Genomic DNA, 25,684 nt, shown 5'->3' on the forward strand with positions numbered 1-25,684 from the left:
TATAGCGCGAAACAGAGGCGTTTCCAGCCCTAAGACGGGGTTTTCAGAAGACCAAGGCGACGGAGGAGAAAGATCAATGGCCATCTAAAAATCGAGCCCGCAGCAATTAGGAAAAGCACCCCTATCCAGAATCCGCTTTCATAAAACAGATAAACTGTTATCGGCAGACCGATGCTCATAAGGACATAGGCTGCGGGCCAATGTTTCTTTTTGCTCGGAAAAAAGCCAACGACGTTGGCAATCAGCAGCCATAGCAGCGCTAGAAATCCTGAGACCGGTATTCCTAAATCCATATTCTTGCCCTTGTGTTACCTAGTCTTTCATGAGGTTTGGAAGATTATTTGCCCAAGCCGAAATCGTCCCCGCGCCCAAACACACCACCATATCGCCGGGTTTGGTTTGCTCACGCACAAGACGCACCAAATCCTCTTCGCTGGTGACGGCGCGCGCGTGGCGGTGGCCGTGACGAATAAGACCCGCAATCAAATCATCGCGGGTCGCGCCCTCAATCACGTCTTCACCCGCCGAGAAAACATCGGAAATGCCGACGACATCCGCGTCGTTGAAGCAGGTACAGAAATCCTCAAACAAGGTATGCAAGCGGCTGTAACGGTGCGGTTGATGTACCGCAATAACGCGCGCGCCTTCGGTGTGCGATGTGGCCTGCCGCGCCGCTTTAAGCACCGCCGCAATCTCCACGGGGTGGTGCCCATAATCGTCGATGATTGTGACCCCATTCACTTCACCAACCTTGGTGAAACGACGGTTCACCCCGGCAAAGTTTTTCAACGCTGATTTGATGTCTGCGGGCGAAACACCCAAATGATGCGCGACCGCAACTGCCGAAAGCGCGTTGGACACATTGTGGTCCCCCGGCATCGGCAAGGAACAATCCTCAATCACCAGATTTTCGGCCTTCAGCGCGATGTCGAAATGCGCCACGCCCTCTTTATATTTCAGGTTGGTCGCCCGTACATCCGCTTGGGCGTTGAACCCAAATGTAATCACGCGGCGGTCAGTTATTTTGCCCACAAGGGACTGAACTTCGGGGTGATCGGTACAACATACCGCAACGCCGTAGAAGGGTATATTTGACACGAAATCAAGGAACCCTTGGCGCAACGTATCGAAATCGCCCCAGTGTTCCATATGCTCGGGATCGATATTTGTGACGATCGCAATCGTGGCCGGAAGACGGTTAAAAGTTCCGTCACTCTCGTCGGCCTCGACCACCATCCATTCGCCCGTACCCATGCGCGCGTTGGACCCGTAGGCGTGAATAATGCCGCCATTGATCACCGTCGGGTCAAGCCCGCCCGCATCTAGCAACGTGGCCACCATAGTCGTCGTTGTTGTTTTGCCATGCGTTCCCGCAACGGCGATATTGGATTTCAGCCGCATCAATTCGGCCAACATTTCTGCACGGCGCACAACGGGAAGCCCCGTGGCGCGAGCGGCATCCAACTCCGGATTACCCGCCTTGATCGCGCTTGAAATAACCACCACTTCGGCGTTTTCCAGATTTTCGGCCTTTTGCCCAAAAAATACTGTCGCCCCAAGCCCGACCAAACGCTCAGTGATCTTGCTGGCTTTTAAGTCACTGCCCTGAACCTGATAGCCTTGATCCAAAAGCATTTCTGCAATGCCCGACATCCCAATGCCACCAATCCCGACAAAATGAATGGCACCCATTTCGATGGGAAGTTTGGTCGCTTGACGGTTCATGTGTGAGCCTCGGTGCTTAGGGGATGTTCGCGGAGCGAGTCGACGAGCGCAACAAGGCGCTGAGTCGCGTCGGGCTTGCCACAGCCAAGGGCTGCGCGCGCCATTGAATTTGCTTTATCGGGATGAGTGATCACCCCTAAGATCAATGCGGTTAAATTCTCGACTGTGAAATCGGCTTCCTGCAAGAGTTTTGCAGCCTGCGCATCCACCAAACCTTGGGCATTCACCGTCTGGTGATCCCCCGTCGCGGCAGCATAAGGCACCAAAATGGAGGGGCGACCAATGATCGAAATATCAGCAACCGTACTGGCGCCCGAACGCGCAATGACTAATTGGCATTCCGACATTCTGCGCGGCACGTCTTTGAAAAACGGCTTTACGTCCGCCTTGATTTCGGCCTCACGATAAAACGCGGTGACCCGCTCTAAATCTTCTTCGCGCGCCTGTTGATCTACACGGATGTTGCGGCGCAAGCTATCTGGCAAGGCGGCAATGGCTGCGGGGACAATATCCGAAAGAATGCGCGCGCCTTGGCTTCCGCCCATCACAAGGATCGACATCGGATAATCACCCGGTTCTATGTACCCAGCCCCCGCGCGATCCAAAATCTCGCTGCGCACCGGATTGCCAACTTCGTGCCCCTCAACCCCCTCAGGAAGATCCGTCGGCCACGTACCACAGGCCACGGCATCCACGTGTTTGGCAAAAAGTTTATTCACACGTCCAAGGATGCCATTCTGTTCGTGCAACGCCCGAGGGCGACGCAAAATCCATGCTGCAGCAACAGCCGGAATCGACGGATATCCGCCAAAGCCCACGACAACAGCAGGCTTATCACGATACATCTTCCAAACCGCCGCGAGGACTCCGCCGAACACACGAAATGGCACAATCGCCTTTGCCAACAATCCGCCCCGCGCGAACGTCGCGCTCGAGAGCGTTTCGATCTCGACGTCTGGTGGAAATCCGCCCGCATATCGCGCGCCGCGCGCATCGGTCGAAAGTTTTACAGACCAACCTTTGGCCAACATCGCTTCGGCTAAAGCCTGTGCGGGGAACATGTGCCCGCCCGTTCCGCCCGCAGCGATGATTAAAAGAGGTCCTGACATTAACCTTGATCCGTCCCTAAAGTTCCGCGTCCACGCCCAACGAAATGGTCGCCAATAACGCCCTGTGGTCGACTGCGTGTTAGCGCAAGCAACATGCCAAGTGCAATCCCACCTGCGACCAAAGAACTGCCGCCATAACTCACAAACGGAAGCGTCATCCCCTTAGCGGGCAAAAGCCGCACCGCAACCCCCATATTCACAAAGGCTTGGATGCCAAACATACAGGCCAAACCTGTGCCAGCCAGTCGCGTAAACTGATCGCGTTCGCGCATTAACCGCAGGAGAGAGCGCACTGTAATTACAAGAAAAAGCATAATGATCGCCAGAACAAGCAACAGACCATACTCTTCCGCCGCAACGGCGATAATAAAATCGGTGTGCGCATCAGGCAGTGACCATTTCACTTGCCCCTCGCCAACACCAACTCCAAAGAATCCGCCCTCTTGAATGGCGTTGGTGGCGTAACCGATCTGTGTTGTCGGATCAATTTCTGGATTTAAAAATCCATCGATACGGCGGGCAAAGTGTTCGGAATTATTATAGGCAAACGAGCCGCCCAAAACCACCAAAGCCGCCATGCCGATAAGCAATAAAAACGGCGCGCCAGCCACAAAATACATCACACCCCAGCCAAACAAAACCAGCGCCGCTTGCCCAAAATCAGGCTGCAATGCAAGCAAACCAACGATAAAAACCAGAAAAGCGAACGAAAGGGTTTTACCAGGAGGGCCGTTAATTTCCTGACTTGCCGCCATCAACCACGCAGTCACAATCACAAAACCAGGTTTGAGAAACTCGCTCGGCTGAACCGAGGCAAAACCGAGGGAATACCAACGCACCGCCCCCTTGCCAAAATCCGTCCCCAAAAAGGGCAAAAACAACAGGGCAACAAAGGCACAAACGAAGCCCAAAACGCCAAGGCGGCGCACCATAACGGGCGACATCATCGAAATGAAAATCATCACCACAAGGGCGACCATCCCGAAAAACGCTTGGCGTTGAACATAGTGAAACGGGGCAAACCCGTTCTTTTCGGCCAAAGGCGGAGAAGCAGCCAACCCAAGAAGGATGCCAATTGCAAAGAGCAAAAGAATAAAGACTGCTGTCCATTTATCAATTGTGCGCCACCAACGTGGGAGCACGGGTTCACCGCCCGAATGGGGGAGAGAACCATATACCATCTCGGTCATGGGGTACCGCCTATACTGCCTCTGATCGCCCGTTTGCCGGGTCTGGGGAAAAGTCTACGCAAAAACCGCAGATTAATCCAGCAAAAAGACCCACCCAAAGGATGGATTTAGTGGGTCTTTTCTGTGTCGCGACAGTGCTTAAAGCGCCGCAACGCAATCGGCAAAATCATCGCCGCGTTTCTCAAAACTGTCGTATTGATCAAAACTTGCAGCGGCGGGTGCCAAAAGGACCGTATCCCCTTCTTGGGCTTCGGCGGTAGAACGCGCCACGGCGACGGCCATGGTTTCGCAAATTTCGACCTCAAGCCCTTCAAGCCCAAGCGCAAAATTGGCGGCGTCGCGTCCAATCACATAGGCCTTTTTCACGTTGGCAAAATGCGATGTCAGCGCGCCAAGGCCACCTTCCTTCTCGAGGCCGCCACAAATCCAGCGGATATTCTCAAACGCGTCCAGCGCACAGGCGGCACTGTCGACGTTGGTTGCTTTACTGTCATTCACAAAACGCACGCCGTTTTTGGTGGCAATCGTTTGGGAGCGATGCGGCAGACCTTCAAAGCTGTGGAACGCCGCCTCAATAACGCGGGGCGCCAGTCCGAGCGAGCGCGCGACGGCATAGGCGGCACAGGCGTTTTGATGATTATGAACGCCGGGAAGCCCCTGAATCGCCCGCAAATCAATGGAGCCCGTTTGACGCCCTTTGCGGTACTCCGAAAGGAACCCCTTGCGCACAAAAACATTCCAACCCGGCCCCGTTAATTTAGCTTTCGTCGACACACGGATCACGCGATCATCCGCCTTCCCCGTCGCCAGCTGATTGGCAAGATACCGCCCCTCGTCCTCATCTACACCGATCACTGCGCGATCAGGACCGCCTTCGGCAAAGAGCCGTCGTTTCGCGGCAAAGTATCCGCCAAGCCCGCCGTGGCGATCTAAGTGATCCGGTGAAAGATTGGTGAAGACGGCGATATCGGGCGTCAGGTTACGCGCAAGGTCGGTTTGATAGGAAGAAAGCTCCAATACCACGACCTCGCCATCAATGGCGGGATCGACATCCAAGGCACCGCGCCCGATATTCCCCGCAAGTTGGGTTGGGCGATTGACGTGTTGCAACACGTGATGAAGAAGCGCGCTGGTGGTGGATTTTCCGTTACTGCCCGTCACGGTGACGACGCGCGGCATGGTCACGAATTCGTCCCATTCCGTCGTGGCAAACCCCGCGAAAAACAGCGAAATATCGTTATCGACAGGAATGCCCGCGTCCCACGCCATGGACACATATTTGTTAGGCGTTGGGTAGAGATGCGGAATACCTGGCGAAAGGATCAACGCGGCGACGCCTTCCCAAGCGCTCGTTTTACCCAAATCAACGGGGTCAAACCCTTCGGTTTGAGCACGCTCCCGCGCTTCGACGTTATCGTCCCAAACGACAGGGATCGCGCCGCCTTCGCGCAAGGCGCGCGCAGTTGCAATTCCTGAGCGTCCAAGCCCTAGAACGGCTACTTTTTGGTCGGTATATCCTTGGACTGGGATCATGGGAGGCTCCTTGCGCGACGTTGCTTTTCCCGTTCATGCCTTGTCAAAGCGACTTTAGCAATCCACCGGAAACAAAAATGGGCGCGCCCATGATTGGACACGCCCGCATTGAAATAGTCTTCCGAATTAACGCAGTTTAAGCGTCGCCAGTCCGATAAGCGCCAAAACAAGCGAAATAATCCAAAACCGGATCACGATTTGCGGCTCGGCCCAGCCCTTTTTCTCAAAGTGGTGATGGATCGGCGCCATCAGGAAAACCCGCTTCCCTGTGCGCTTGAAATACAAAACTTGGATGATCACTGACAGCGCTTCGGCCACAAACAGACCACCAACAATGGCCAAAACGATCTCGTGTTTGGTCGCCACGGCAATCGCGCCTAGAGCGCCGCCAAGCGCGAGCGACCCTGTGTCGCCCATAAACACGGCCGCTGGCGGAGCGTTATACCAAAGAAAGCCCAGACCACCGCCAATAAGTGCCGACGAAAATATCAGTATCTCACCGGTTCCTGGCACGTAATGCACATCAAGGTAGTCAGTAAAATCGACCCGTCCGACGGTATAGGCGATCACCCCAAGGGCTGCCGCTGCGATCATAACGGGCATAATTGCCAGCCCATCGAGACCATCCGTCAAATTGACCGCGTTGGCCGCCCCAACGATCACGATCATCGAGAACGGCACAAAGAAAATTCCCAGATTCAGGAGTGTATCTTTGAATACGGGAACCGCGAGTTGGTAGGCCAAACCGTCAGGGTGATAGCAAGACGCCCAATAGGACGCGATCGCAGCAACCAATAATCCAAGCCCCATGCGGATCTTTCCAGACACGCCTTTGGTGTTATTCTTGCTCACTTTTGCGTAGTCATCCGCGAACCCAATGGCCCCAAAGCTAAGTGTCACGAACAAGATCATCAGCACATAGGGGTTATCAATGCGCGCCCAGAGGAGCGTTGAAAAGACCAAGGCAGAAAGGATCAAAAGCCCGCCCATTGTTGGCGTGCCTGCCTTTGCGAAATGCGATTCTGGTCCGTCATCGCGAATAGGTTGGCCGCGTCCTTGTTTGGCACGCAGCAGGTTAATCAGCGGCTGACCAAAGATAAAACCAAAGATGAGCGCCGTGAAGAATGCGCCGCCTGCGCGAAACGAAATATAGCGAAAGAGGTTAAAGAAATCCCCCCCGTCCGATAAATCAGTGAGCCAATACAGCAATAAACTGCCCCTTATTCAAGTGTTGGGGCTGGATGGCCCAGTTTTCGGATAGCGTCAACAACGAGTGCCGTTTTGCTTCCCTTTGAGCCTTTTACCAAGATCACATCGCCCGCGTCGATGAGATCTTTGGCTTTGGCCACGAGTTCCTGCGAAGTTGCGACCCATAGGCCGCGCTTTTGGTCTGGGATTTCGTCAAACAGCGCCCGCATCATCGGGCCAACACAGTGGATTTTATCGATCTGCGCGACACTTTCCAGCGTTGCAATTTTGCGGTGCTGCTCGATTGCGTCGTCCCCCAACTCCAACATATCGCCAAGGATCGCCATACGTCGCCCAATTCGGACGCGCCCGACATCATTGCGTGGCTTGGCCGCCGCGAGCACTTCAAGCGCGGCCGCAAGAGACGTGGGGTTGGCATTAAAGGCATCGTCAATCAGCTCCAGACTCACTTCATCTGCATAGCGATCAAGGTAAATCGTCTCGCGGGTACCCCGCCCCAAAGGGGGGCGCCACTGTGCCAAATCACAAGCCGCAAGGCCAATATCCGCGCCGACTGCCTGCACACAGGCCAAAACGCCAACCGCATTCATCGCAAAATGCCGCCCTGCCGTGGACAGTTTAAATAGGGCGGGTTCGCCGTTCAACGTCGCGGAAATCACCGTCACATTATCGGAAAGCTTGACCTCCTCAAGAAAGAAGTCAGCGCTGGTGTCTGTTCCGAAACCTACCTTCTTTTCTGGCGTCGCGTCCCACAAGATTTTAGAGGTCTCAAGGTCAACATTGATGATCGCAGTCCCGCCGTGAACCAACCCCGAAAAGATCGCCGCTTTTTCATGCGCGATTCCGGATATATCATCGAAGGCCTCCAAATGCGCAGCGGCGACATTGGTAATCATCGCCACATTAGGCGCCGCGATTTTAGCAAGCGGCGCGATTTCACCTGGATGGCTCATCCCGATCTCGATGATCGCAAAATCCGTATCAACCGGCATCCGCGCCAGTGTCAGCGGCACGCCCCAATGATTATTGTAACTCGCTTCGGCCGCATGAACGCGCCCCTGATGTGCCAAAACAACGCGCAACATTTCTTTGGTTGAGGTCTTGCCAACCGATCCGGTAACGGCGATCACTTTCGCCTCGGTCCGTGCCCGTGCGGCACGCGCCAAATCCTCAAGCGCGCCTAAAACGTCTGGCACTATTAACAGGGGCGCATCCGGTGAAACGCCCTCCGGTAAATGCGTGACCAATGCGGCAGCAGCCCCCTTTTCAAGGGCTTGTGCGACGAAATCATGGCCGTCGCGCACGTCTTTAAGGGCAACAAAAAGATCGCCTTTTTGCAAGGTCCGCGTGTCGATGGATAGCCCCGAGGCCTGCCACTCCTGCGTGGATTCGCCTCCCGTTGCAGCTTGCGCATCCTGTGAAGTCCAAAGCGCGGTCATGCCAAACGCCCCTCAAGGGCGGCCACGACAACGCTGGCTTGTTCGGCGTCATTAAACGGCAATGTCACATCCCCAATCGTTTGGCCCGTTTCATGCCCTTTTCCAGCAATCAACAGCGCATCCCCCGCCCCCAATGCATCCACCGCGCGTAAAATCGCTTCGGCCCGATCGCCAACATTATAGGCTTGCGGACACCCCTCCATCACCATGTCGCGGATCGCGGCGGGATCTTCGCTGCGTGGGTTGTCATCCGTCACGAAAACAACATCCGCGTGCTGTGCTGCGGCCCGCCCCATCAGGGCGCGCTTGCTGGCATCGCGATCGCCGCCCGCGCCCAAAACCACAACAATTCGCCCCATCACGTGGGGTCGCAAAGCCGTAAGTGCGGTCGACAATGCGTCTGGAGTATGGGCGAAATCAACAAAAACCGTCGCGCCATTCTCGCGCGTCGCCGCGTGCTGCATGCGCCCGGGAACGGTGACCATTTCTGGCAAAACCTCAAACACGCGTTCGGGTTTCTCGCCGCAGGCAATCACAAGTCCGGCGGCAAGCAACACATTCTCGGCCTGAAATCCACCAATCAATGGAAGGCGCAGGCCATTTTGGCCCCCTTCGAATGTGAACAAAACCTCTTGACCTTGCGCATCAAAACGTTGCCCTACAAGACACATATCCGCGCCCGCAGTGCGCCCAACCGACAACACGCGCTGACCGCGACTGCGGGCTATCTCTGCCATCTGAAGGCCACGCGGGCTGTCGATATTGATAACAGCGCGCCCTTCAGCTAAGAGCACCCGCTCAAAAAGACCCGCCTTCGCATTGAAATAATCGTCAAAATCCTTGTGATAATCCAAATGGTCCTGCGAGAAATTGGTAAAACCCGCAGCCATCAAACGGACCGCATCCAATCGCCGCTGGGCCAGCCCGTGGCTCGAGGCCTCCATTGCGGCATGCGTTACACCAGCTTTGGCCATTTTCGCGAGTAATCGATGTAGGGTAATCGGCTCAGGCGTGGTGTGAGAAAGCGGAACTTGAAACGCCCCTTCTACTCCCGTCGTGCCGATATTCGCCGCAGGAAACCCCAAGGCAATCCATATTTGGCGGGTGAAGGTCGCAACCGACGTCTTTCCGTTTGTTCCTGTAATCGCAACCATATGGGCGGGCTGGCCTTTAAAAAACAACGCCGCGGCAAACGACAACGCCATGCGCGGATCTTCCGCCACAACAAGCGCCACTCCATATTTCTCTAGGACCGTGCGCGCGATCTGCGCCCCCACAGCATCCGTCAAAATCGAGGTGGCCCCCATGCGCAGAGCATATTCAATGAAGGTTGCACCGTGGATTTTCGCCCCCGGAAGGGCGGCAAAAAGATGGCCCTCCTCCACAGTTCGGCTATCCACACTTAATCCCGTAACCGGCACATTCGCGAGGCCGCGCGCGGTCAAACCAAGGTCGGCCAATCGTTTTTCTTTAACTTTTCGTGTCATGGCATTACCCCGTTATTCCAAATCATCGCATCCTTGCCCCTAAGGGTTTTAGTTGCTTGTCAGAGTAATCGCCACAGGTGTTTCGGTGTCAAGCTCTGGTCGCAGGCCCAACAAGGGCGCGATGCGCGTGATCAACTCTGCCGCCACAGGAACAGCAGTCCAACCCGCCGTGCGGCGATCCTCGCCCATTGTAAAAATGGAAGGCTCGTCCAGCGTCACGATCAACACATATTTTGGGTCATGCGCAGGGAAGACACTCGCAAAAGTCGCGATAACTTTGTCTTTATAATAGCCGCCACGTGGTTTTGGCTTGTCCGCCGAACCTGTTTTCCCGCCGACCGCATAGCCTTCAACTTCACCAAAACTCGCAGTTCCGCGCGACACAACTTGGCGCAACATACTGCGCGATTCCTTAGAGGTCGCCACTGAAACAACTCGGGGCCCCGTAACTGCAGCCGTTTTTTGCTTCAACAAAGTAGGCTTAACGCGCGTTCCCCCATTGAGGAGACTCGCATAGGCCGTCGCAAGGTGCAGCGGGCTGGCCGACAAACCATGCCCATAGGAAATGGTCATCGCCGACAATTCGCTCCAGTTGTGAGGCAACAATGGCTTTGCGCCAGCCGCTTCGGTCAATTCAACGGGGGTTGCATCAAAGAACCCAAGCGAGCGCAAAAACTCTTGTTGGCGCGCGGCACCGATTTGCATTGCAATCCGAGCGGTCCCGATGTTTGAGCTTTCAACAATCACGTCCGTAACAGAAAGCGTCGGGCCGTAATTGTGGAAATCCCGAATTGAAAACTTCCCCCATCTTAGGGGACCACTTGTGTTGATGGGTGTGCTGGGGTTCACCAGCTGCGTCTCGAGCGCTTGTGCCACAGTGAAAATCTTGAAGGTCGATCCCAATTCATAAACGCCCTGAACCGCACGGTTAAACAAGGGGCTATCGGAAGCATCGCCCTCCGTGAGAACTTGTGGGCGTGTATTGGGGTCAAAATCTGGCAGGGAAACCATCGAAACGATGGCACCAGTCGAAGCCTCCATCAAGACCGCCGTCGCGCCTTTTGCATTCATCAAACGCATGCCGCCATAAAGGACTTCACGTGTGGCGGCCTGAACCGAAAGATCAATCGACAGCTCAAGTGGCGCGCCACGGTTGGCAGGATCGCGCAAATAATCGTCGAAGTATTTCTCGACACCGGCCGTTCCGATGACTTCCGCAGACCGCACCCCTTCGCGACCAAAACTGGCACCGCCAAGGATATGCGCCGCCAATTGACCGTTAGGATATAAGCGCATTTCGCGCGGACCAAACTCAAGGCCAGGGTCGCCAATTTCATGGACCGCTTGCATTTGCTCAGGTGATAACCGTTTACGAATCCACAAGAACTTCCGCTTTCCTGTGAAATCCTTGATCAACCGCTCTTCTTTAAGTTCTGGAAAAATGCCGACCAATTCCTTGGCCACCCGTTCTTTGTCTACAATGATTTGCGGATTGGCATAGAGCGAATAGGTAGAGATATTCGTGGCAAGGATGCGCCCTTCGCGATCCACGATATTCGCGCGTTGGGCCGTAATGCCAACGCCCGTAGTCGAACCGCGAGGTTCAACAGGATCTGTAGCACTTAAGTGCCCCATCCGCACGCCAACGGTCGCAAACGCGATGACAAAGAACGCGCCTAAAACAAGCAAGCGCCCCTCGGCACGGTTGCGCGCCTTGTCTCGCATATCTTCATGACGGCGGCGAATATTTTCACGCTCGATTTGGTCAGGATTTTCCCCTTTGGCACGCGCCTCCAAGATGCGAGCAAGGGGACGAAGTGGTGTGCGGATCATTGATCTTCCCCGTCGATTGGGGAGGAAACTTCGATGCCGCCCTCAAAAACAGGGAACCCTTTTACAAACATCTCGACGTCGTAATCAATTTGATCGACGTGGCCAAATTGCTCGGGGAGCAGCGGCAAAAGGCCAAGACTGTCGAAATTAATCTCGGCAAGTTGGCGCAAGCGCATCGGGCGGTTCTGATAGGCCCATTCGGCTTGCAAAATTGCCAGATGCTCGCGTTTTAACCCGATCTCAGTTTGAACGTTTGCCATTTCTTTGAGGGTCGTTTGAGTTTTATAATTTTCATTATATGCCCAAAACGCAAGTCCCAAAACAAATAAGGCTGTTATGGCAATAAACATAGAACGCATTAATTTCGCCCCTGTGTGACGAGTTTCGGCAAGCCCAATCCGGCGCGCCCTGCCCCTTCCGCGGGGGCATCTGTTCGTGTTGCAACGCGCAAAATCGCACTCCGTGACCGTGGATTTTCCAACAATTCTTCGGTGTCGGGCCCGATAGCTTTGCGGGGAGTCAATTTAAACGCTGGCTGCATCTCAACGTCGGCAGGTGCATAGCGATTGGCGTTCCCGCCGCCGCCTGAGCGTGCTTGCAAGAACTTCTTGGCGATACGATCTTCAAGCGAGTGAAACGTTACTACTGCAAGTTTCCCACCCGATTTAAGCGCCCGTTCGGCAGCCTCAAGCCCTTCAATCAATTGCCCAAATTCGTCATTAACCGCGATGCGGATCGCTTGGAAACTGCGTGTCGCGGGATGGCTTTGCCCCGGTTTCCCGCGACCCAGTACCTTCTCAATCAAACTGGCCAACGCAAGTGTCGTGGTAAAAGGCTCAACCTCGCGCGCAGCAACGATTGCCTTCGCGATACGCCAGCTTGCCCGCTCTTCGCCGTATTGAAACAAAATATCCGCAAGCTCTGCTTCACTGCAGCCATTGACCAAATCGGCAGCAGAAACGCCCGATTGACTCATGCGCATGTCAAGCGGCCCGTCGCGCATGAACGAAAATCCGCGCTCAGCCTGATCGAGTTGCATTGAGCTGACACCAAGATCCAAAACCACGCCATCGAGACCCGAGGCATAGTCATCCATTTGGCCAAATGTCCCTTCGACCAGCTTCAGCCGATCACCGTAGGGCTCAGCCCAATCCTTGGCCATTTCAAACACGGCCGGATCGCGATCTACGCCGTAAACAACATCCGCACCCGCCTCAAGCAATCCGCGCGTATAACCACCCGCGCCGAACGTTCCATCAAGCCAAGCACCAGAAACAGGCGCAACAGCCTTTAATAAGGGACGCAGCAAAACAGGAGTGTGAGGTTTTTTTTGGTCCGTGGCAGCGGTCATTGGTTAGCCCTCTCCCAGCGCGTCTAAATAGACGCTCGGATCAACATCCGGATCAAAATCATCATCTCCATCCAGCCCTTCGGACATGGAAGCGTCGTAGGCATCGGGCGTCCAAATTTCGAACGTATCGCCATTACCGATAAAGTAAGCCTCTCCGTCGAGGCCGATCTTGTTGCGCAATTTAGCGGGCAAAACGAGGCGCCCCGTTTCATCCACGGTTGTTGGATGCGCCTGCGCACTATAAAGACGCTGCAAGGCTTTGCGCTTACTGGAACCACGGGGGAGCTTTGCTATCAAAGCGTCGACCTCATCAATGGCTTCTTGGGGAAAACATTCGAGCTGCTTGCGTTTCTCATCACCGTAAACAATGACGACACGCGGCTGAAGACCTTCGCGCCACTCTGGATCAGCGCCCTCAAGAACACGGCGAAAAAGAGCGGGAATAGACACCCGACCCTTCGCATCAACCTTATGGTTGCTTTCGCCTCTAAATGTTCTCGCCACTGTCCCCGCGGCTCCTTGTGATCTTGGGGGGGTCATCGACCCCTTGAATGGAAAACGGCGGATTGAACGAGCTGCCACTGTTCAATCCGCCGTCCGTGTCCCGTTGCCGGGATGTCCAGCTGCGCGCGCCACCTGGGGGGATGTCTGCTCGCTCGCGCGCCGGATCTCAATTATGATGAATGGCGGGCGCCTGTATGAAACCTATTTGGTTCTTTTTGTTTGGGGTTCTTAATCTGCCCCTGATCCCGTCCTCATCTTGATACTAGGAATGACATGGGAAATCATGGGAATCAAGTGTTTTTTATGGCACTTCCGCAACACGCGCCTCCGAAGGAGAGAACAAAAAGTGTACAAATTAGACTGGGAGTTTCGATTCTTGGCACCCATGGTGCAATATGGGAGATAAAAACACCACATATAGTGCAAATAAGAAAAATGCAAAAAAGACCATGAATTCCCATAAATTTACCAAATATGGGCCCTAAAGCCCTCAACCTCGCGCAAATCTACGGTAAACACTTCATAAAATTCGGCGATTCGCCCTTTATCCATCCCGTGAATAAGAAAAACGCCCATGGTTTCCCATGGACGCTCCGCAGTCATCACTCTTTGGGGCTTAGGTGCTACGCCATTCCGCCATCAACAAGACGCTTGGCAATATTTGCATAGGCCTGCGCCATAGGTCCGTCCCCAAGTGCAATCGGCGTCCCGTTATCTCCTGCGAGACGCACATCAATATCCAGCGGCAAGGCTCCAAGGAACGGCAGGTCCAACTTTTTAGCCTCGGCCTCAACGCCACCATGCCCGAATAACTGGGTCTCATGATCGCAGTTTGGGCAAATGAAGGTGCTCATGTTTTCAATCAACCCCAGAACCGGTGTGCCGAGCTGTTCAAACATATTGAGCGCTTTTTTCGCATCCAACATCGCCACGTCTTGTGGGGTCGAGACAACAATCGCGCCCGTGAGGTCCGATTTCTGGCACAGGGTCAGTTGCACATCCCCCGTTCCCGGCGGCAAATCGACGATCAAAACATCGAGTTCACCCCATTCAACCTGTCCCAGCATTTGCTGCAACGCGCCCATTAACATAGGACCGCGCCAAATGACTGCCTTTTCGGGGTCTACCATCAAGCCAATCGACATCATCGTGACGCCATGCGCCTGTAGAGGAATGATCGTTTTGCCATCTGGCGACGCGGGGCGTTTACTCACGCCCATCATTCGTGGCTGGCTCGGACCATATATATCCGCATCCAACAGGCCAACCCGACGTCCCTGTTTCGCAAGCGCTACCGCAAGGTTTGACGATACCGTCGACTTCCCCACACCGCCCTTCCCTGACCCCACGGCCAAAATACGCGCAACACCCGAAGGTTTCGTTGGACCAGCCTGCGGCGTTGGATGACGTCCAATTTTTAAATCTGGTGGCGCGGCCTTTTTGGCGGCTGGGCCATGGGCTGTTAAAACAACAGAAACAGATTGAACCCCCGGCATCGCCTTCACCGCAGCTTCGGCTTCATCGCGCGATTGGGTCAGCATACGTGCCTCATCTGCAGAAGCCGCCTCGATCACGAATTTCACCGCCCCGCCGTCGACATCCAAGGCCCGCACCAAATCCCGCGCAATTAGATTCGCACCATCGCTTGTTTTGATTCGCGCTAAAACCTCAAGAATCTCTTGTTTTGTAACAGCCATGTAACGACTCCTTATGAACTTCGACGCGGGAGCATTGTTCCGCTTTCCCCCTAAACACAAGAGTTCGCGTTAATTTAGACCTTAAATTAAAGGCGAATGACGGAAAATCGGCCTAAATTTAGGGCAGCCTTACTTATGCATTTTCTGCATAGCAGCATTGACGACAAGCCGGATTGTGCATCTGCAGCACAGCCCCTAAATTGATCTCATGTTAGCGCAATCCGGCGCAGCAGAAAATTAAAGTGAGATATGCAAATGGCATTCGCTACAGACATCCGCGCCGCAGAAGCTGGCATTCAAGACCGTATCATCGCAGCCTATAAAGGGTTGGTCGAAAAGTTCGAACGTTACAACGTGTACCGCACAACTTTCAACGAGCTGAACGCTCTTTCGAACCGTGACCTTGCCGACTTGGGCATGCACCGTTCCATGATCAAACGTATCGCAATCGAAGCGGCGTATAACTAAGAATTCTTAATCAGACCTTCTCCTCCTCCCTAGGTCTGAGCAAAGAGCGGTGACATCTACCTCCTCCCAGATGTCGCCGCACCTACACGGAGCGAAGCTCCAAAACGAACGGCTGATGACCCTCTCCTCCTCCCTGGGTCGGACGCAATAGACCTTAGGCACTTATCCTCCTCCCAAGTGCTAGAGGTCGCATACACGGGGCTTCGGCCTCTACTATTGCGAAGGATCTCTCTCCTCCTCCCTGAGATCCGACGTAACCTGCGCCGACCCACTCTCCTCCTCCCAGAGGCTTGGCGAGGCGCACACATAAGACGGCGATGTTCACCTCCTCCCGAACATCGCCGTTTTTTTATGTCCAGAATTCCCCTTCCAGACACAAAAAAATCTGGCGCCCCATCACAGGGCCCAGCTTCACAAAACAACCAAAACTTACAACTTAAAAGGGCACGTCTCCGGCCTTATCCGCGGGCACGACAAAGCTGGCCAAGACCTTCTTGTCTCCCGCCTTGTCAAAGGAAATCCCTAGCTTGTCGTTGTCGACTTCGACAATCACCCCGTATCCGTATTTCTGATTGAAAACGCGCTCCCCTTCGGTGAAGGAGCTGATCGCCGACGCGTCAATCGTCAGATGCCGGCTTGAGCGGGGATTACCAGTGGGACGTTCGTTCGCGCGCGCCTGCATCCGCTTCCATCCGGGAGAATTATAGGCATCTGCCTTGGTTGCACGAGCCTCCATTTGCGGCGCCCCGCCTGCCGCCGCTCCGTAGCCGCCGCCATAAAGACCCGGTGGTGTGAGGACATCAACGTGCTCCTCAGGCAATTCATCAATAAACCGACTCGGCAAGGCATTCTGCCACTGGCCATAGACCCGCCGATTGGCCGCGAATGAAATCGTGCATAGTCGCTCGGCGCGGGTGATGCCCACATAGGCTAGACGTCGTTCTTCCTCTTCACCCTTTACACCGCTTTCATCCATCGATCTTTGGCTCGGGAATAACCCATCTTCCCAACCCGGTAAAAATACGTTCGGAAACTCAAGCCCCTTGGCCCCGTGCAGGGTCATAATCGTGACTTTTTCCTCGGACTCTTCATTTTCGTTGTCCATAATAAGGGACACATGCTCCAGAAAACCTTGAAGATTTTCGAACTGTTCCAAGGCCTTGACCAGTTCTTTCAGGTTCTCAAGCCGACCGGGGCCTTCGGGTGTTTTATCATTCTGCCAATGGCCTGTGTAGCCGCTTTCATCCAAAATGATCTCGGCCAATTCCATGTGCGATAGGCGTTCCGACCTTGCCTCAGCGATCCAGCGATCAAAACCTTCGACAAGCTTGCGCAGCTCTGTGCCGCCCTTGCCGCCGATGCCGTTTTCCGCCAACAAATGCTTTGCCCCTTCGAGCAAAGATACCACGTGTTTGCGCGCGCAAAGCTGGATTTTCTGCTGCGCCACATTTCCCAACCCGCGTTTGGGTGTGTTGACGATGCGTTCAAACGCGAGATCGTCGTCTGGACTGGTAACAACACGGAAATATGCCATCGCATCGCGAATTTCGAGCCGTTCATAAAACCGCGGTCCGCCGATAACGCGGTATGGCAATCCAATGGTCAGAAAGCGATCCTCAAAGGCGCGCATCTGGTGGCTGGCGCGCACCAAAATCGCCATAGTCTCAAGGCTTTGCCCCTTTTCCGTCCGACGCCCACGCTGAAGGGATTCAAGCTCCTCACCTATCCAACGTGCCTCTTCTTCGCCATCCCAATGACCGATCAGTCGCACTTTTTCGCCATCTGGCAAATCCGTCCACAGCTCTTTTCCAAGCCGTCCAGCATTGCCGGAAATAACTCTAGAAGCCGCCGCCAGAATATGGGGCGTACTGCGATAATTTTGCTCAAGGCGCACCACATGCGCGCCGGGGAAGTCTTGCTCAAACCGCAGGATATTGCCGACTTCAGCGCCACGCCAACCGTAAATCGATTGGTCGTCATCCCCAACGCAACATATGTTTTTATGTCCACTGGCCAACAGCCGCAGCCACAAATACTGAGCGACGTTCGTGTCTTGGTATTCGTCCACAAGGATGTATTTGAACCACCGCTGGTACTGTTCCAAAATATCCGAATGCTTTTGAAAAATCGTCACCACATGCATCAAAAGATCGCCAAAATCGCAAGCATTCAACTCGCGCAGGCGCGTTTGATACTGGGCGTAAAGCTCAATTCCCTTACCGTCAAACGCCCCCGCTTCAGCACTTGATACCTGCTTTGGGGTCCACGCGCGATTTTTCCAGCCGTCAATGATGCCCGCGAGTTGCCGCGCAGGCCAACGCTTATCGTCAATCTTTTCGGCGGTAAGTAACTGTTTCAAAAGTCGGATTTGATCATCGGTATCAAGGATCGTAAAATTGCTTTTGAGACCAACAAGTTCAGCGTGACGGCGCAAAAGCTTCACACAAACAGAGTGGAACGTCCCAAGCCACGGCATCCCCTCGATGGTTTGCCCCAACATCCGACCAACCCGCAATTTCATCTCGCGAGCGGCTTTGTTGGTAAAGGTTACCGCCAAAATCTCGTTCGGACGTGCGCGGCCCGTATTGAGAAGATGAACGATCCGGCTGGTCAAGGCTTTGGTTTTGCCCGTCCCTGCCCCCGCGAGCATCAAAACGGGGCCATCCATTGTCTCGACGGCTTCGCGCTGTGCGGGATTTAGCTCATCCAAATAGGGTGCGGGCCGCGCCGCCATGGCGCGGGCGGCGAGGGACGGACGGGATGCGGCCTCAAAGGCGTCATTTTCATCAAAACTGCTCATGCGGGCAATCTAGCCGTTTTTGTTGCAAAGGAAAAGAGGGTGTTCTCAATATGTTCCAAGTGAATTTTGGGATGCATTTGATAGCGGCACCTAAAAACTAGCGCGGATCATCGCCTGCTATCCACAAGGGAGGCTCCGGAGTGGATTCGAAAAGTAGGTCAGCACACAGGACCCAAATCGATCTACTTTCAGACACTTCTTCCAAATACTACGCCCAAATTGGAATAATAGCACTAATTGGTAAACAATCGTGACCGAAAATTGCTGCAACAGCGAAGAAAGCTTTACGGCGACGCAGAAAATTCTTAAAAGATACTCCCGAGAGCTATCGGGGAATTCAAAATGTCAGACTTCAAGAAAATTCTAATCGCCAATCGCGGTGAGATTGCTATTCGCATCATGCGAGCCGCAAACGAAATGGGCAAGAAAACTGTTGCCGTCTATGCCGAAGAAGACAAACTCGGCCTGCACCGCTTCAAAGCCGACGAAGCCTATCGCATTGGCGAAGGCCTTGGCCCCGTGGCCGCCTATTTAAGCATCGAAGAAATTATTCGGGTTGCCCTGATGGCGGGCGCGGACGCGATCCACCCAGGCTACGGCCTCCTCTCTGAAAACCCCGATTTTGTAGACGCCTGTGACGCTGCGGGCATCGCCTTTATTGGCCCCAAAGCCGAGACAATGCGCGCCCTAGGCGACAAAGCCAGCGCGCGCCGTGTTGCGATTGAGGCGGGTGTGCCCGTCATTCCCGCAACCGAAGTCCTTGGCGATGATATGGACAAGGTACGCCGCGAAGCCGCAGAAGTTGGCTACCCCCTCATGCTCAAAGCGAGCTGGGGTGGCGGTGGCCGTGGCATGCGTCCGATTTACGGCCCAGAAGAAGTTGAAGAAAAAGTCCTCGAAGGGCGTCGCGAAGCCGAGTCTGCGTTTGGCAATGGCGAGGGATACCTCGAGAGAATGATCCAACGCGCCCGCCACGTTGAGGTCCAAATCCTTGGCGACAAACACGGCGGCATGTATCACCTGTTTGAACGCGACTGCTCGGTACAACGTCGCAACCAAAAAGTTGTCGAACGCGCCCCTGCCCCATATCTATCTGATAAACAGCGCGCCGACATCTGCGCCTTAGGTCGCAAAATTTGCGCCCATGTTGGATATGAATGTGCGGGAACCGTCGAATTCCTGATGGATATGGACACCGAGGAATTCTACTTCATCGAAGTAAATCCCCGCGTTCAAGTCGAGCATACAGTCACCGAAGAGGTCACAGGCATCGACATCGTGCAGGCGCAAATCCTGATTGCCGAGGGTAAAACCATTGCCGAAGCGACCGGAAAAGCCAGCCAAGAAGATATCGTCCTAACGGGCCACGCGCTTCAATGCCGCGTGACAACAGAAGATCCGCAAAACAACTTCATTCCAGACTATGGCCGCATCACTGCCTATCGCAGCGCCACAGGCATGGGCATCCGTCTTGACGGCGGCACGGCCTATTCTGGCGGCGTCATCACCCGTTATTATGATAGTTTGCTGGTAAAAGTGACCGCCAAAGGCCCAACACCCGAGGCGGCGATTGCGCGTATGGACCGCGCCTTGCGCGAGTTCCGCATCCGTGGCGTGAGCACCAACATTGCCTTTGTTGAGAACCTTCTCAAGCACCCGACCTTCCTAGACAACAGCTACACCACGACGTTTATCGACAACACACCAGAGCTGTTCACATTCAAAAAACGACGTGATCGGGCCACCAAAATTCTGACCTATGTTGCGGAAATTACAGTCAACGGCCATCCAGAAACCGCTGGCAGACCAAAGCCTTCGGCGGACCAACGTTCGCTCGCTCCCCCCGCACTCAAAGGCACGCCCGTCATTGGAACGCGCAACCTGCTAGAAGCCGAGGGCCCACAGGCTGTGGCCGATTGGATGACCGCGCAAACGAAACTTTTGATCACTGACACGTCCATGCGCGACGGGCATCAAAGCTTGCTTGCCACGCGGATGCGCTCGATTGATATGATCCGTGTTGCACCGACCTATGCGGCAAATCTTGGATCGCTTTTCTCTGTTGAATGCTGGGGCGGCGCGACATTTGATGTGGCCTATCGGTACTTGCAAGAATGCCCATGGCAACGGTTGCGTGACCTGCGGGCCGCGATGCCGAACGTGATGACGCAAATGCTTTTGCGTGCGTCGAACGGGGTGGGTTACACCAACTATCCTGATAATGTTGTACAATCCTTTGTCAAACAAGCCGCCGAAACTGGTGTCGATGTCTTCCGCGTCTTTGACAGCCTCAACTGGGTCGAAAACATGCGCGTAGCGATGGATGCTGTTCAGGAAGAGAACAAGGTCTGCGAAGGCACGATTTGCTACACGGGCGACATTCTCGATCCCGACCGCGCAAAATATAACCTTAAGTATTACGTGGAAATGGGCAAGGACCTCAAATCGGCGGGTGCCCATGTACTCGGCCTAAAAGATATGGCTGGCCTCCTCAAACCAACCGCTGCAGGCGCTTTGATTAAAGCTCTCAAAGAAGAAGTCGGCCTGCCGATTCACTTCCACACACATGATACCTCCGGCATCGCAGGCGCCACAATCCTTGCGGCAAGCGAAGCGGGCGTTGACGCCGTCGATGCGGCAATGGATGCATTCTCGGGCGGCACCAGCCAACCCTGTCTTGGCTCCATTGTCGAAAGCTTGCGTCACACACCGCGCGAGACTGGCCTCGATATCGGCTCAATCCGCGAAGTCTCAAACTATTGGGAAGCGGTACGGGCACAATACACGGCCTTCGAAAGCGGCCTCGCAGCCCCTGCCAGCGAAGTCTACTTGCACGAAATGCCCGGTGGCCAGTTCACCAACCTAAAAGCACAGGCGCGCAGCCTCGGCCTTGAGGAAAGATGGCACGAAGTCGCGCAAACCTACGCGGATGTGAACCAGATGTTTGGTGACATTGTGAAGGTTACGCCCTCGTCAAAAGTCGTTGGTGACATGGCGCTTATGATGGTTTCTCAGGGACTTAGCCGAGCAGAAGTCGAAAACCCCGAGGTGGATCTATCCTTCCCAGAGAGTGTCGTCGACATGATGCGCGGGAATTTGGGCCAACCTCCGGGTGGCTTCCCGACAGGTATCCAAAGCAAAGTGCTCAAGGGCGAGGCTCCGAACCTGACGCGCCCAGGTGCCGCGATGGAACCCACAGACCTAGAAGCAACGCGGGCCGAACTTAGCGCGCTTTTGGATGGGTTCACCGTAGATAACGAAGACCTCAATGGCTACCTCATGTACCCCAAAGTATTCTTGGATTACATGGGCCGTCACCGCCTCTACGGCCCCGTGCGGGCGCTTCCGACACGGACGTTCTTTTATGGAATGGAACCTGCTGAAGAGATCACAGCAGAGATCGGACCGGGCAAAAAGCTTGAAATTCGCCTTCAAGCCGTTGGCGAAACAACAGAAGATGGCGAAGTTAAGGTCTTTTTCGAACTAAACGGCCAGCCGCGCGTTATCCGTGTTCCAAATCGTCTGGTGAAAGCAAAAACCGCCGCGCGGCCAAAAGCCGTGGATGGCAATACCGACCATATCGGAGCACCAATGCCAGGTGTTGTGGCAACACTCGCGGTAACGGTCGGCCAAGTGGTCCATCAGGGTGACCTGCTCTTGACGATTGAAGCGATGAAAATGGAAACCGGCATTCATGCTGAGCGCGACGCGACCGTCAAAGCTGTCCATGTTACGCCGGGCAGCCAAATCGACGCAAAAGACCTGCTTGTTGAGCTGGAATAGAACCTAACGAGAGAAACATTGCCCGTCGCAAGAGATTGCGGCGGGTATTTTTATGCGCATTCCGCGTCAATCAAACTTACTTTTCAGTATATTCACAATTCACTACGGCAGACAATTCGTTCATATCTACGACCATAGAGCCATCTGACAGCGTAGATTCCAACCAACGCGATTTGGAGGTCCCGCCAAGGTGACTCCGAAAAACGCTTTCCATTAGTTTGGCATGGCTCCGACTCGCGAAAACTTTTGTTTCTCCCCCTTTTTTAAAACAGAGAGTCACGAGTCGATCTTGAGACATAGTCACAGGCTGTCCTCTTCTTTTCTTGAGTGCCACAACGCGGGCAATCTTGTTCCGGTTTGCGCCGAATCCAGTCGGCCCTATTCGAGGTATATTGAACCAACCTTTGTAAAGAGCGCGTAAACAAGAGGTATTTTGTTACGCAGCCCCAAAGACCAAAGTCATGGCACAAAGGCCTATTTCTTGAGCTGAAGCCGCAAACATAGGCACAACCGTCATAAGGCGTGCAAGAAATGCGATCCCGATGGCAATTGTGAGAATTGCCCCGCGGATGGCCCCCGTCCCTCCCGTCAACCCTCTGCGTGACTTGCAAAGACAGTCAATGAGGCGGATATCGCGTCGCATGATAGGGTCGTTTTCCATTAAAAACTTCTCACTTTCTATAAGAGACACACGCGCGAGCGGGCAGTTTCCGTCGCTTAGAAAATAATTTAAATTTTCTGCCAAATTCCCCTTGCGGCCCCCAATCGTTCGGACTAAACCCCTCCTCACCAGACGGTGCGGGCGTAGCTCAGGGGTAGAGCATAACCTTGCCAAGGTTAGGGTCGAGAGTTCGAATCTCTTCGCCCGCTCCATCTGGTCAAACAAGAAAACAATGGGTTACAGTCAAAACTGTAGCCCATGTTTCGTTTTGGGACAATGTTGTTCACAATGCTTGTTGTGAATGGCTAATTAATTTCTCTAAATAGATCGCTGGTTGGCAAGGTGCTCAAAGCTGCGCTTTGGCAATATGGCTCTACCCTTGAGCTACGCCCACGAAGCGCGCAACGAAGTACGGCGAAAAAATCCCGCCTAATATTTCACAACTAGTATTCCAAAATAATCACTTTGGCTGGGAACTGGACGATACCAGCCGATTCACTATCGGCCATCAAAAGCACACTGAGAAGAAAGAGTTTAGGTTATTGCAATACGCGATTGTATCTCAGACCAAGTAACCAATTCGATATTTTGACCCGTCTCGCGAAGATTTTCCATCTTCTTCCATGTGGAGCTGTTCTTCATCCCCGGTGTGATAGGTCCGTTATCCATAACGACGATTGTAGTTGATTTACCAACACTAGCCATCACCTGCCCCCCTGCCTGCGCTATGGTCTTAGCTTCTTCTCCATCTTTGGGAAAACCCCAGAGCTTGATTTTTTCTTTTGAAAGCGGCCCATCAATAGCCGGTATTATTGCTGGATTTTTCGTGCGTGGGACTGCTGGCATGGACTCTGGCTTTTGGGAACCCACACCAAAGTCGATCCAGCCAGATTGAGGGATTTTCAAACGAACGCCGAAGTGCCCTTGATCATGCTGATTTGTCCGCCATCCACCGCGAATCTGTGCTTCAACTGTAACAGCGGTGACACCTTGATCACGCATCATCCCACCGATCCGCTTGGCCTCTTCCCTCGGTAAATATCCGATTGTCTGACGATCAATTTCGACCCTAACAGCGTTCGGATCGAAGCGGTTTTCGGGATCAAGTACCATGATTGCGTTTGTAGGAAACGCTTGGCTATCGCGTCTATATCCACTCGCGATTTCTTCGAGAGCATCCTGATAGTTGATTTCTCCAACAACATTGAAGGGAAAGCTCTTCAGGTCAGTAACTACATGCGCTTTCAATGGGCGCGCCTTAGAAGATGCCTTTTTGATGGAAGGCTTCAAATCATTAACTTTCGGGAGAGTCGCCTTAGAGCTTTTGTTGCCTGATGATCTTCCGCCAAATAGAGCTTTCAAGAACTTCATTAAATCACCTCATAAAATGCAATATTCAACTACGATAAAGGGAGCTAGAGGCAGCCTTTAAAGCTTGCGGCTATTGCCAAATCCCCTTCTGGGGCGTTAATTACTCCGCTCATAAAAACACCAGATGCGGTGTAACTGTTGACTGAAAACTTTGAGTTGCCCTTACTGAGCGCCTTTGCGGTTTCTGGATCCAAAATCAGGGTAGCAAGAAGCTTTTGCTCGGGGTAGAGACGGATATTTTCCGATCCAAATGCAGTACTCCCCACTACAGTTTCAATCCACCAACCGTCTATGTGAGTTGTCATTGGATCGGCCATTTTTGACGGTAGGCCGCTGGACGCACCCTCAGCGTAAAGATTTATCATTGGGCGTCCCTTCCAGCAAAAAGTTTCCAACTCGTAAACTCTTTCAAGTGAACCCAAATTGCGCGGGTTGGTTGATATTGCCACAATCCCTCCCTCTTTCGGCATTAACCGGAAGTCTTGGAATGCTGAAATCGGATGAATTCCAAGGGCACCCAAGTCTTGCTGTTCAGGAATATACATTTCTTCTGGTGGTGTCATCGACATCAGTTCAAATAATTCTGATGCTGCTCCCATTTCCCGCAGGTAACTGGAGATCGTCGCTGATACAGCTTGAGTAGTAATCATAGTATCGTCAGCGCTTCTGCCTTTAACGCCACCATAGAATTGATGGAACCCAATCCTTGCTCTCTCAGGAACGGACCGCTCTACGCCGCCCATGAAAGCAAGAGCACATACGGAATAACACCTCGATCCTTCCAGTGGTTTAGCCGCAAAGGAATAGTCCCAGTTTGACTGCATAGGCGCACGCTGCGAGTATTTTTGAACGGCGGTCGCAACTCCGTTCCGGCGCAGAAATCGTCCGAGTTTCAAGCCTTCTGAAAGGCTTCCTCCAGAACTATTTAATGCAACCGTAAAACTGTAGGCATCATATGCGTTCTCATCCCAAAAATTAGCAAACCTATCGGCATCTCCTGCCAAAATATCACCATCAAGAGTGATGATCACGCTCGCATTGAAACGTATGATGTCAAATTCTAAAGCCAAACCAGTTACAGGCAAGCTGCCGATGACTATCGAAGCAAGAAATGTTGCTTTCAACGTGTGCCTCCTCAAACAGAATTTCAAAAAAATAGCAGAGAACCTTCATGCACGGAAGGGGGTAGACGATCCGAAATCCTGTCATGAATCACAAATAATGCCGAACCCGCAACTCACCGTATAGCTGCACTACATATTATACCAAGTGCGATGCTATTAGCCTCTTTTTCTTCCGTTACTGGCCAAATGGAGTTTATGGACCGAGATAAGAGGCGAAAACTAATGTCTTCTGAGCTAAGTGTTGCAGTTAGGCTCCCAATCAAAGCTACAAATCACCATCAAACCTTAACGTTACACCTGCTTCACACATGACAACTGTGAACGTGCTGACATTTTTCTGAAAAAAATGAATGAATTCATATCCTAAAACACTTCGACCTCAACCTTGTCGAGGTGAGTG

Annotated in this window: 19 protein-coding genes and 1 tRNA gene; 3 read left to right on the forward strand and 17 right to left on the reverse strand. The window is 53.5% G+C overall.

The genetic code is table 11. The features are described 5' to 3' along the window. Positions 1 to 29 precede the first annotated feature (29 nt). The 13 genes from AB9F29_RS03730 to AB9F29_RS03790 form a co-directional block, all read right to left on the reverse strand. Complete coding sequence (locus tag AB9F29_RS03730) at positions 30 to 293, reverse strand: DUF2484 family protein (RefSeq protein ID WP_369754638.1); 264 nt, start codon at positions 291 to 293, stop codon at positions 30 to 32. A gap of 19 nt (positions 294 to 312) precedes the next feature. Continuing rightward, positions 313 to 1,725: a UDP-N-acetylmuramate--L-alanine ligase gene (murC, locus tag AB9F29_RS03735; protein ID WP_369754639.1), complete on the reverse strand. Its 1,413-nt coding sequence runs from the start codon at positions 1,723 to 1,725 to the stop codon at positions 313 to 315. Beyond that, entirely contained in the window at positions 1,722 to 2,834 is a 1,113-nt protein-coding gene (locus AB9F29_RS03740; protein ID WP_369754640.1) for a glycosyltransferase, read from the reverse strand. The genes murC and AB9F29_RS03740 overlap by 4 nt, the downstream gene beginning before the upstream one ends. Next, entirely contained in the window at positions 2,834 to 4,024 is a 1,191-nt protein-coding gene (ftsW, locus tag AB9F29_RS03745; protein WP_335585867.1) for a putative lipid II flippase FtsW, read from the reverse strand. Before ftsW ends, AB9F29_RS03740 begins: the two co-directional genes overlap by 1 nt. 138 nt (positions 4,025 to 4,162) lie before the next feature. After that, positions 4,163 to 5,557, reverse strand: coding sequence for a UDP-N-acetylmuramoyl-L-alanine--D-glutamate ligase (murD, locus tag AB9F29_RS03750; RefSeq protein WP_369754641.1), 1,395 nt, complete (start codon positions 5,555 to 5,557; stop codon positions 4,163 to 4,165). Positions 5,558 to 5,683: 126 nt separating this feature from the next. Then, positions 5,684 to 6,766 carry a phospho-N-acetylmuramoyl-pentapeptide-transferase gene (gene mraY, locus AB9F29_RS03755; RefSeq protein WP_039001319.1) on the reverse strand — a complete coding sequence of 361 codons (1,083 nt, stop codon included), beginning with the start codon at positions 6,764 to 6,766 and terminating at the stop codon, positions 5,684 to 5,686. A gap of 11 nt (positions 6,767 to 6,777) precedes the next feature. Then, the gene (gene murF, locus AB9F29_RS03760) at positions 6,778 to 8,205 is read right to left on the reverse strand and encodes a UDP-N-acetylmuramoyl-tripeptide--D-alanyl-D-alanine ligase (RefSeq protein ID WP_369754642.1); all 1,428 of its coding nucleotides are present in this window, start codon (positions 8,203 to 8,205) and stop codon (positions 6,778 to 6,780) included. Then, positions 8,202 to 9,692: a UDP-N-acetylmuramoyl-L-alanyl-D-glutamate--2,6-diaminopimelate ligase gene (locus AB9F29_RS03765; protein ID WP_369754643.1), complete on the reverse strand. Its 1,491-nt coding sequence runs from the start codon at positions 9,690 to 9,692 to the stop codon at positions 8,202 to 8,204. The genes murF and AB9F29_RS03765 overlap by 4 nt, the downstream gene beginning before the upstream one ends. Positions 9,693 to 9,740: 48 nt before the next feature. After that, positions 9,741 to 11,525, reverse strand: coding sequence for a penicillin-binding protein 2 (locus AB9F29_RS03770; protein ID WP_335585863.1), 1,785 nt, complete (start codon positions 11,523 to 11,525; stop codon positions 9,741 to 9,743). After that, on the reverse strand, positions 11,522 to 11,884 hold the full coding sequence (locus tag AB9F29_RS03775; RefSeq protein ID WP_335585862.1) for a cell division protein FtsL: 363 nt from the start codon (positions 11,882 to 11,884) through the stop codon (positions 11,522 to 11,524). The genes AB9F29_RS03770 and AB9F29_RS03775 overlap by 4 nt, the downstream gene beginning before the upstream one ends. Continuing rightward, the gene (gene rsmH, locus AB9F29_RS03780; protein WP_369754644.1) at positions 11,884 to 12,876 is read right to left on the reverse strand and encodes a 16S rRNA (cytosine(1402)-N(4))-methyltransferase RsmH; all 993 of its coding nucleotides are present in this window, start codon (positions 12,874 to 12,876) and stop codon (positions 11,884 to 11,886) included. Before rsmH ends, AB9F29_RS03775 begins: the two co-directional genes overlap by 1 nt. A gap of 3 nt (positions 12,877 to 12,879) precedes the next feature. Then, entirely contained in the window at positions 12,880 to 13,380 is a 501-nt protein-coding gene (gene mraZ, locus AB9F29_RS03785) for a division/cell wall cluster transcriptional repressor MraZ (protein ID WP_062628378.1), read from the reverse strand. A gap of 623 nt (positions 13,381 to 14,003) precedes the next feature. Beyond that, positions 14,004 to 15,077 carry a P-loop NTPase gene (locus AB9F29_RS03790; RefSeq protein ID WP_369754645.1) on the reverse strand — a complete coding sequence of 358 codons (1,074 nt, stop codon included), beginning with the start codon at positions 15,075 to 15,077 and terminating at the stop codon, positions 14,004 to 14,006. Positions 15,078 to 15,332: 255 nt separating this feature from the next. Between AB9F29_RS03790 and AB9F29_RS03795 the strand changes: the two genes are divergently transcribed. Further along, a complete protein-coding gene (locus AB9F29_RS03795) occupies positions 15,333 to 15,545 on the forward strand; it encodes a DUF1127 domain-containing protein (protein WP_335585859.1) in 213 nt (70 codons plus the stop codon). Positions 15,546 to 15,981: 436 nt separating this feature from the next. On the opposite strand, the gene AB9F29_RS03800 is transcribed toward AB9F29_RS03795, so the two are convergent. Further along, a complete protein-coding gene (locus AB9F29_RS03800) occupies positions 15,982 to 18,345 on the reverse strand; it encodes an ATP-dependent helicase (protein WP_369754646.1) in 2,364 nt (787 codons plus the stop codon). Between the two features lie 342 nt (positions 18,346 to 18,687). Between AB9F29_RS03800 and AB9F29_RS03805 the strand changes: the two genes are divergently transcribed. Continuing rightward, on the forward strand, positions 18,688 to 22,128 hold the full coding sequence (locus tag AB9F29_RS03805; protein WP_369754647.1) for a pyruvate carboxylase: 3,441 nt from the start codon (positions 18,688 to 18,690) through the stop codon (positions 22,126 to 22,128). Between the two features lie 436 nt (positions 22,129 to 22,564). Here the strand turns inward: AB9F29_RS03805 and AB9F29_RS03810 are convergent, their stop codons facing one another. Beyond that, on the reverse strand, positions 22,565 to 22,789 hold the full coding sequence (locus AB9F29_RS03810) for a hypothetical protein (protein ID WP_335585856.1): 225 nt from the start codon (positions 22,787 to 22,789) through the stop codon (positions 22,565 to 22,567). A 137-nt stretch (positions 22,790 to 22,926) separates the two neighbouring features. Between AB9F29_RS03810 and AB9F29_RS03815 the strand changes: the two genes are divergently transcribed. Further along, positions 22,927 to 23,001 (forward strand) — tRNA-Gly (locus AB9F29_RS03815). 322 nt (positions 23,002 to 23,323) lie between these two features. Here AB9F29_RS03815 and AB9F29_RS03820 read toward each other — a convergent pair. Together AB9F29_RS03820 and AB9F29_RS03825 are read right to left on the reverse strand one after the other, a co-directional pair. After that, positions 23,324 to 24,160, reverse strand: a complete 837-nt coding sequence (locus AB9F29_RS03820; protein WP_369754648.1) for an HIRAN domain-containing protein — start codon at positions 24,158 to 24,160, stop codon at positions 23,324 to 23,326. 44 nt (positions 24,161 to 24,204) lie between these two features. Then, a complete protein-coding gene (locus AB9F29_RS03825; RefSeq protein ID WP_369754649.1) occupies positions 24,205 to 25,284 on the reverse strand; it encodes a hypothetical protein in 1,080 nt (359 codons plus the stop codon). Between the last annotated feature and the right edge of the window lie 400 nt (positions 25,285 to 25,684).

This window comes from Falsihalocynthiibacter sp. S25ZX9 (genome assembly GCF_041205405.1).
In the GTDB taxonomy this organism is placed as follows: Bacteria; Pseudomonadota; Alphaproteobacteria; order Rhodobacterales; family Rhodobacteraceae; genus Falsihalocynthiibacter; species Falsihalocynthiibacter arcticus.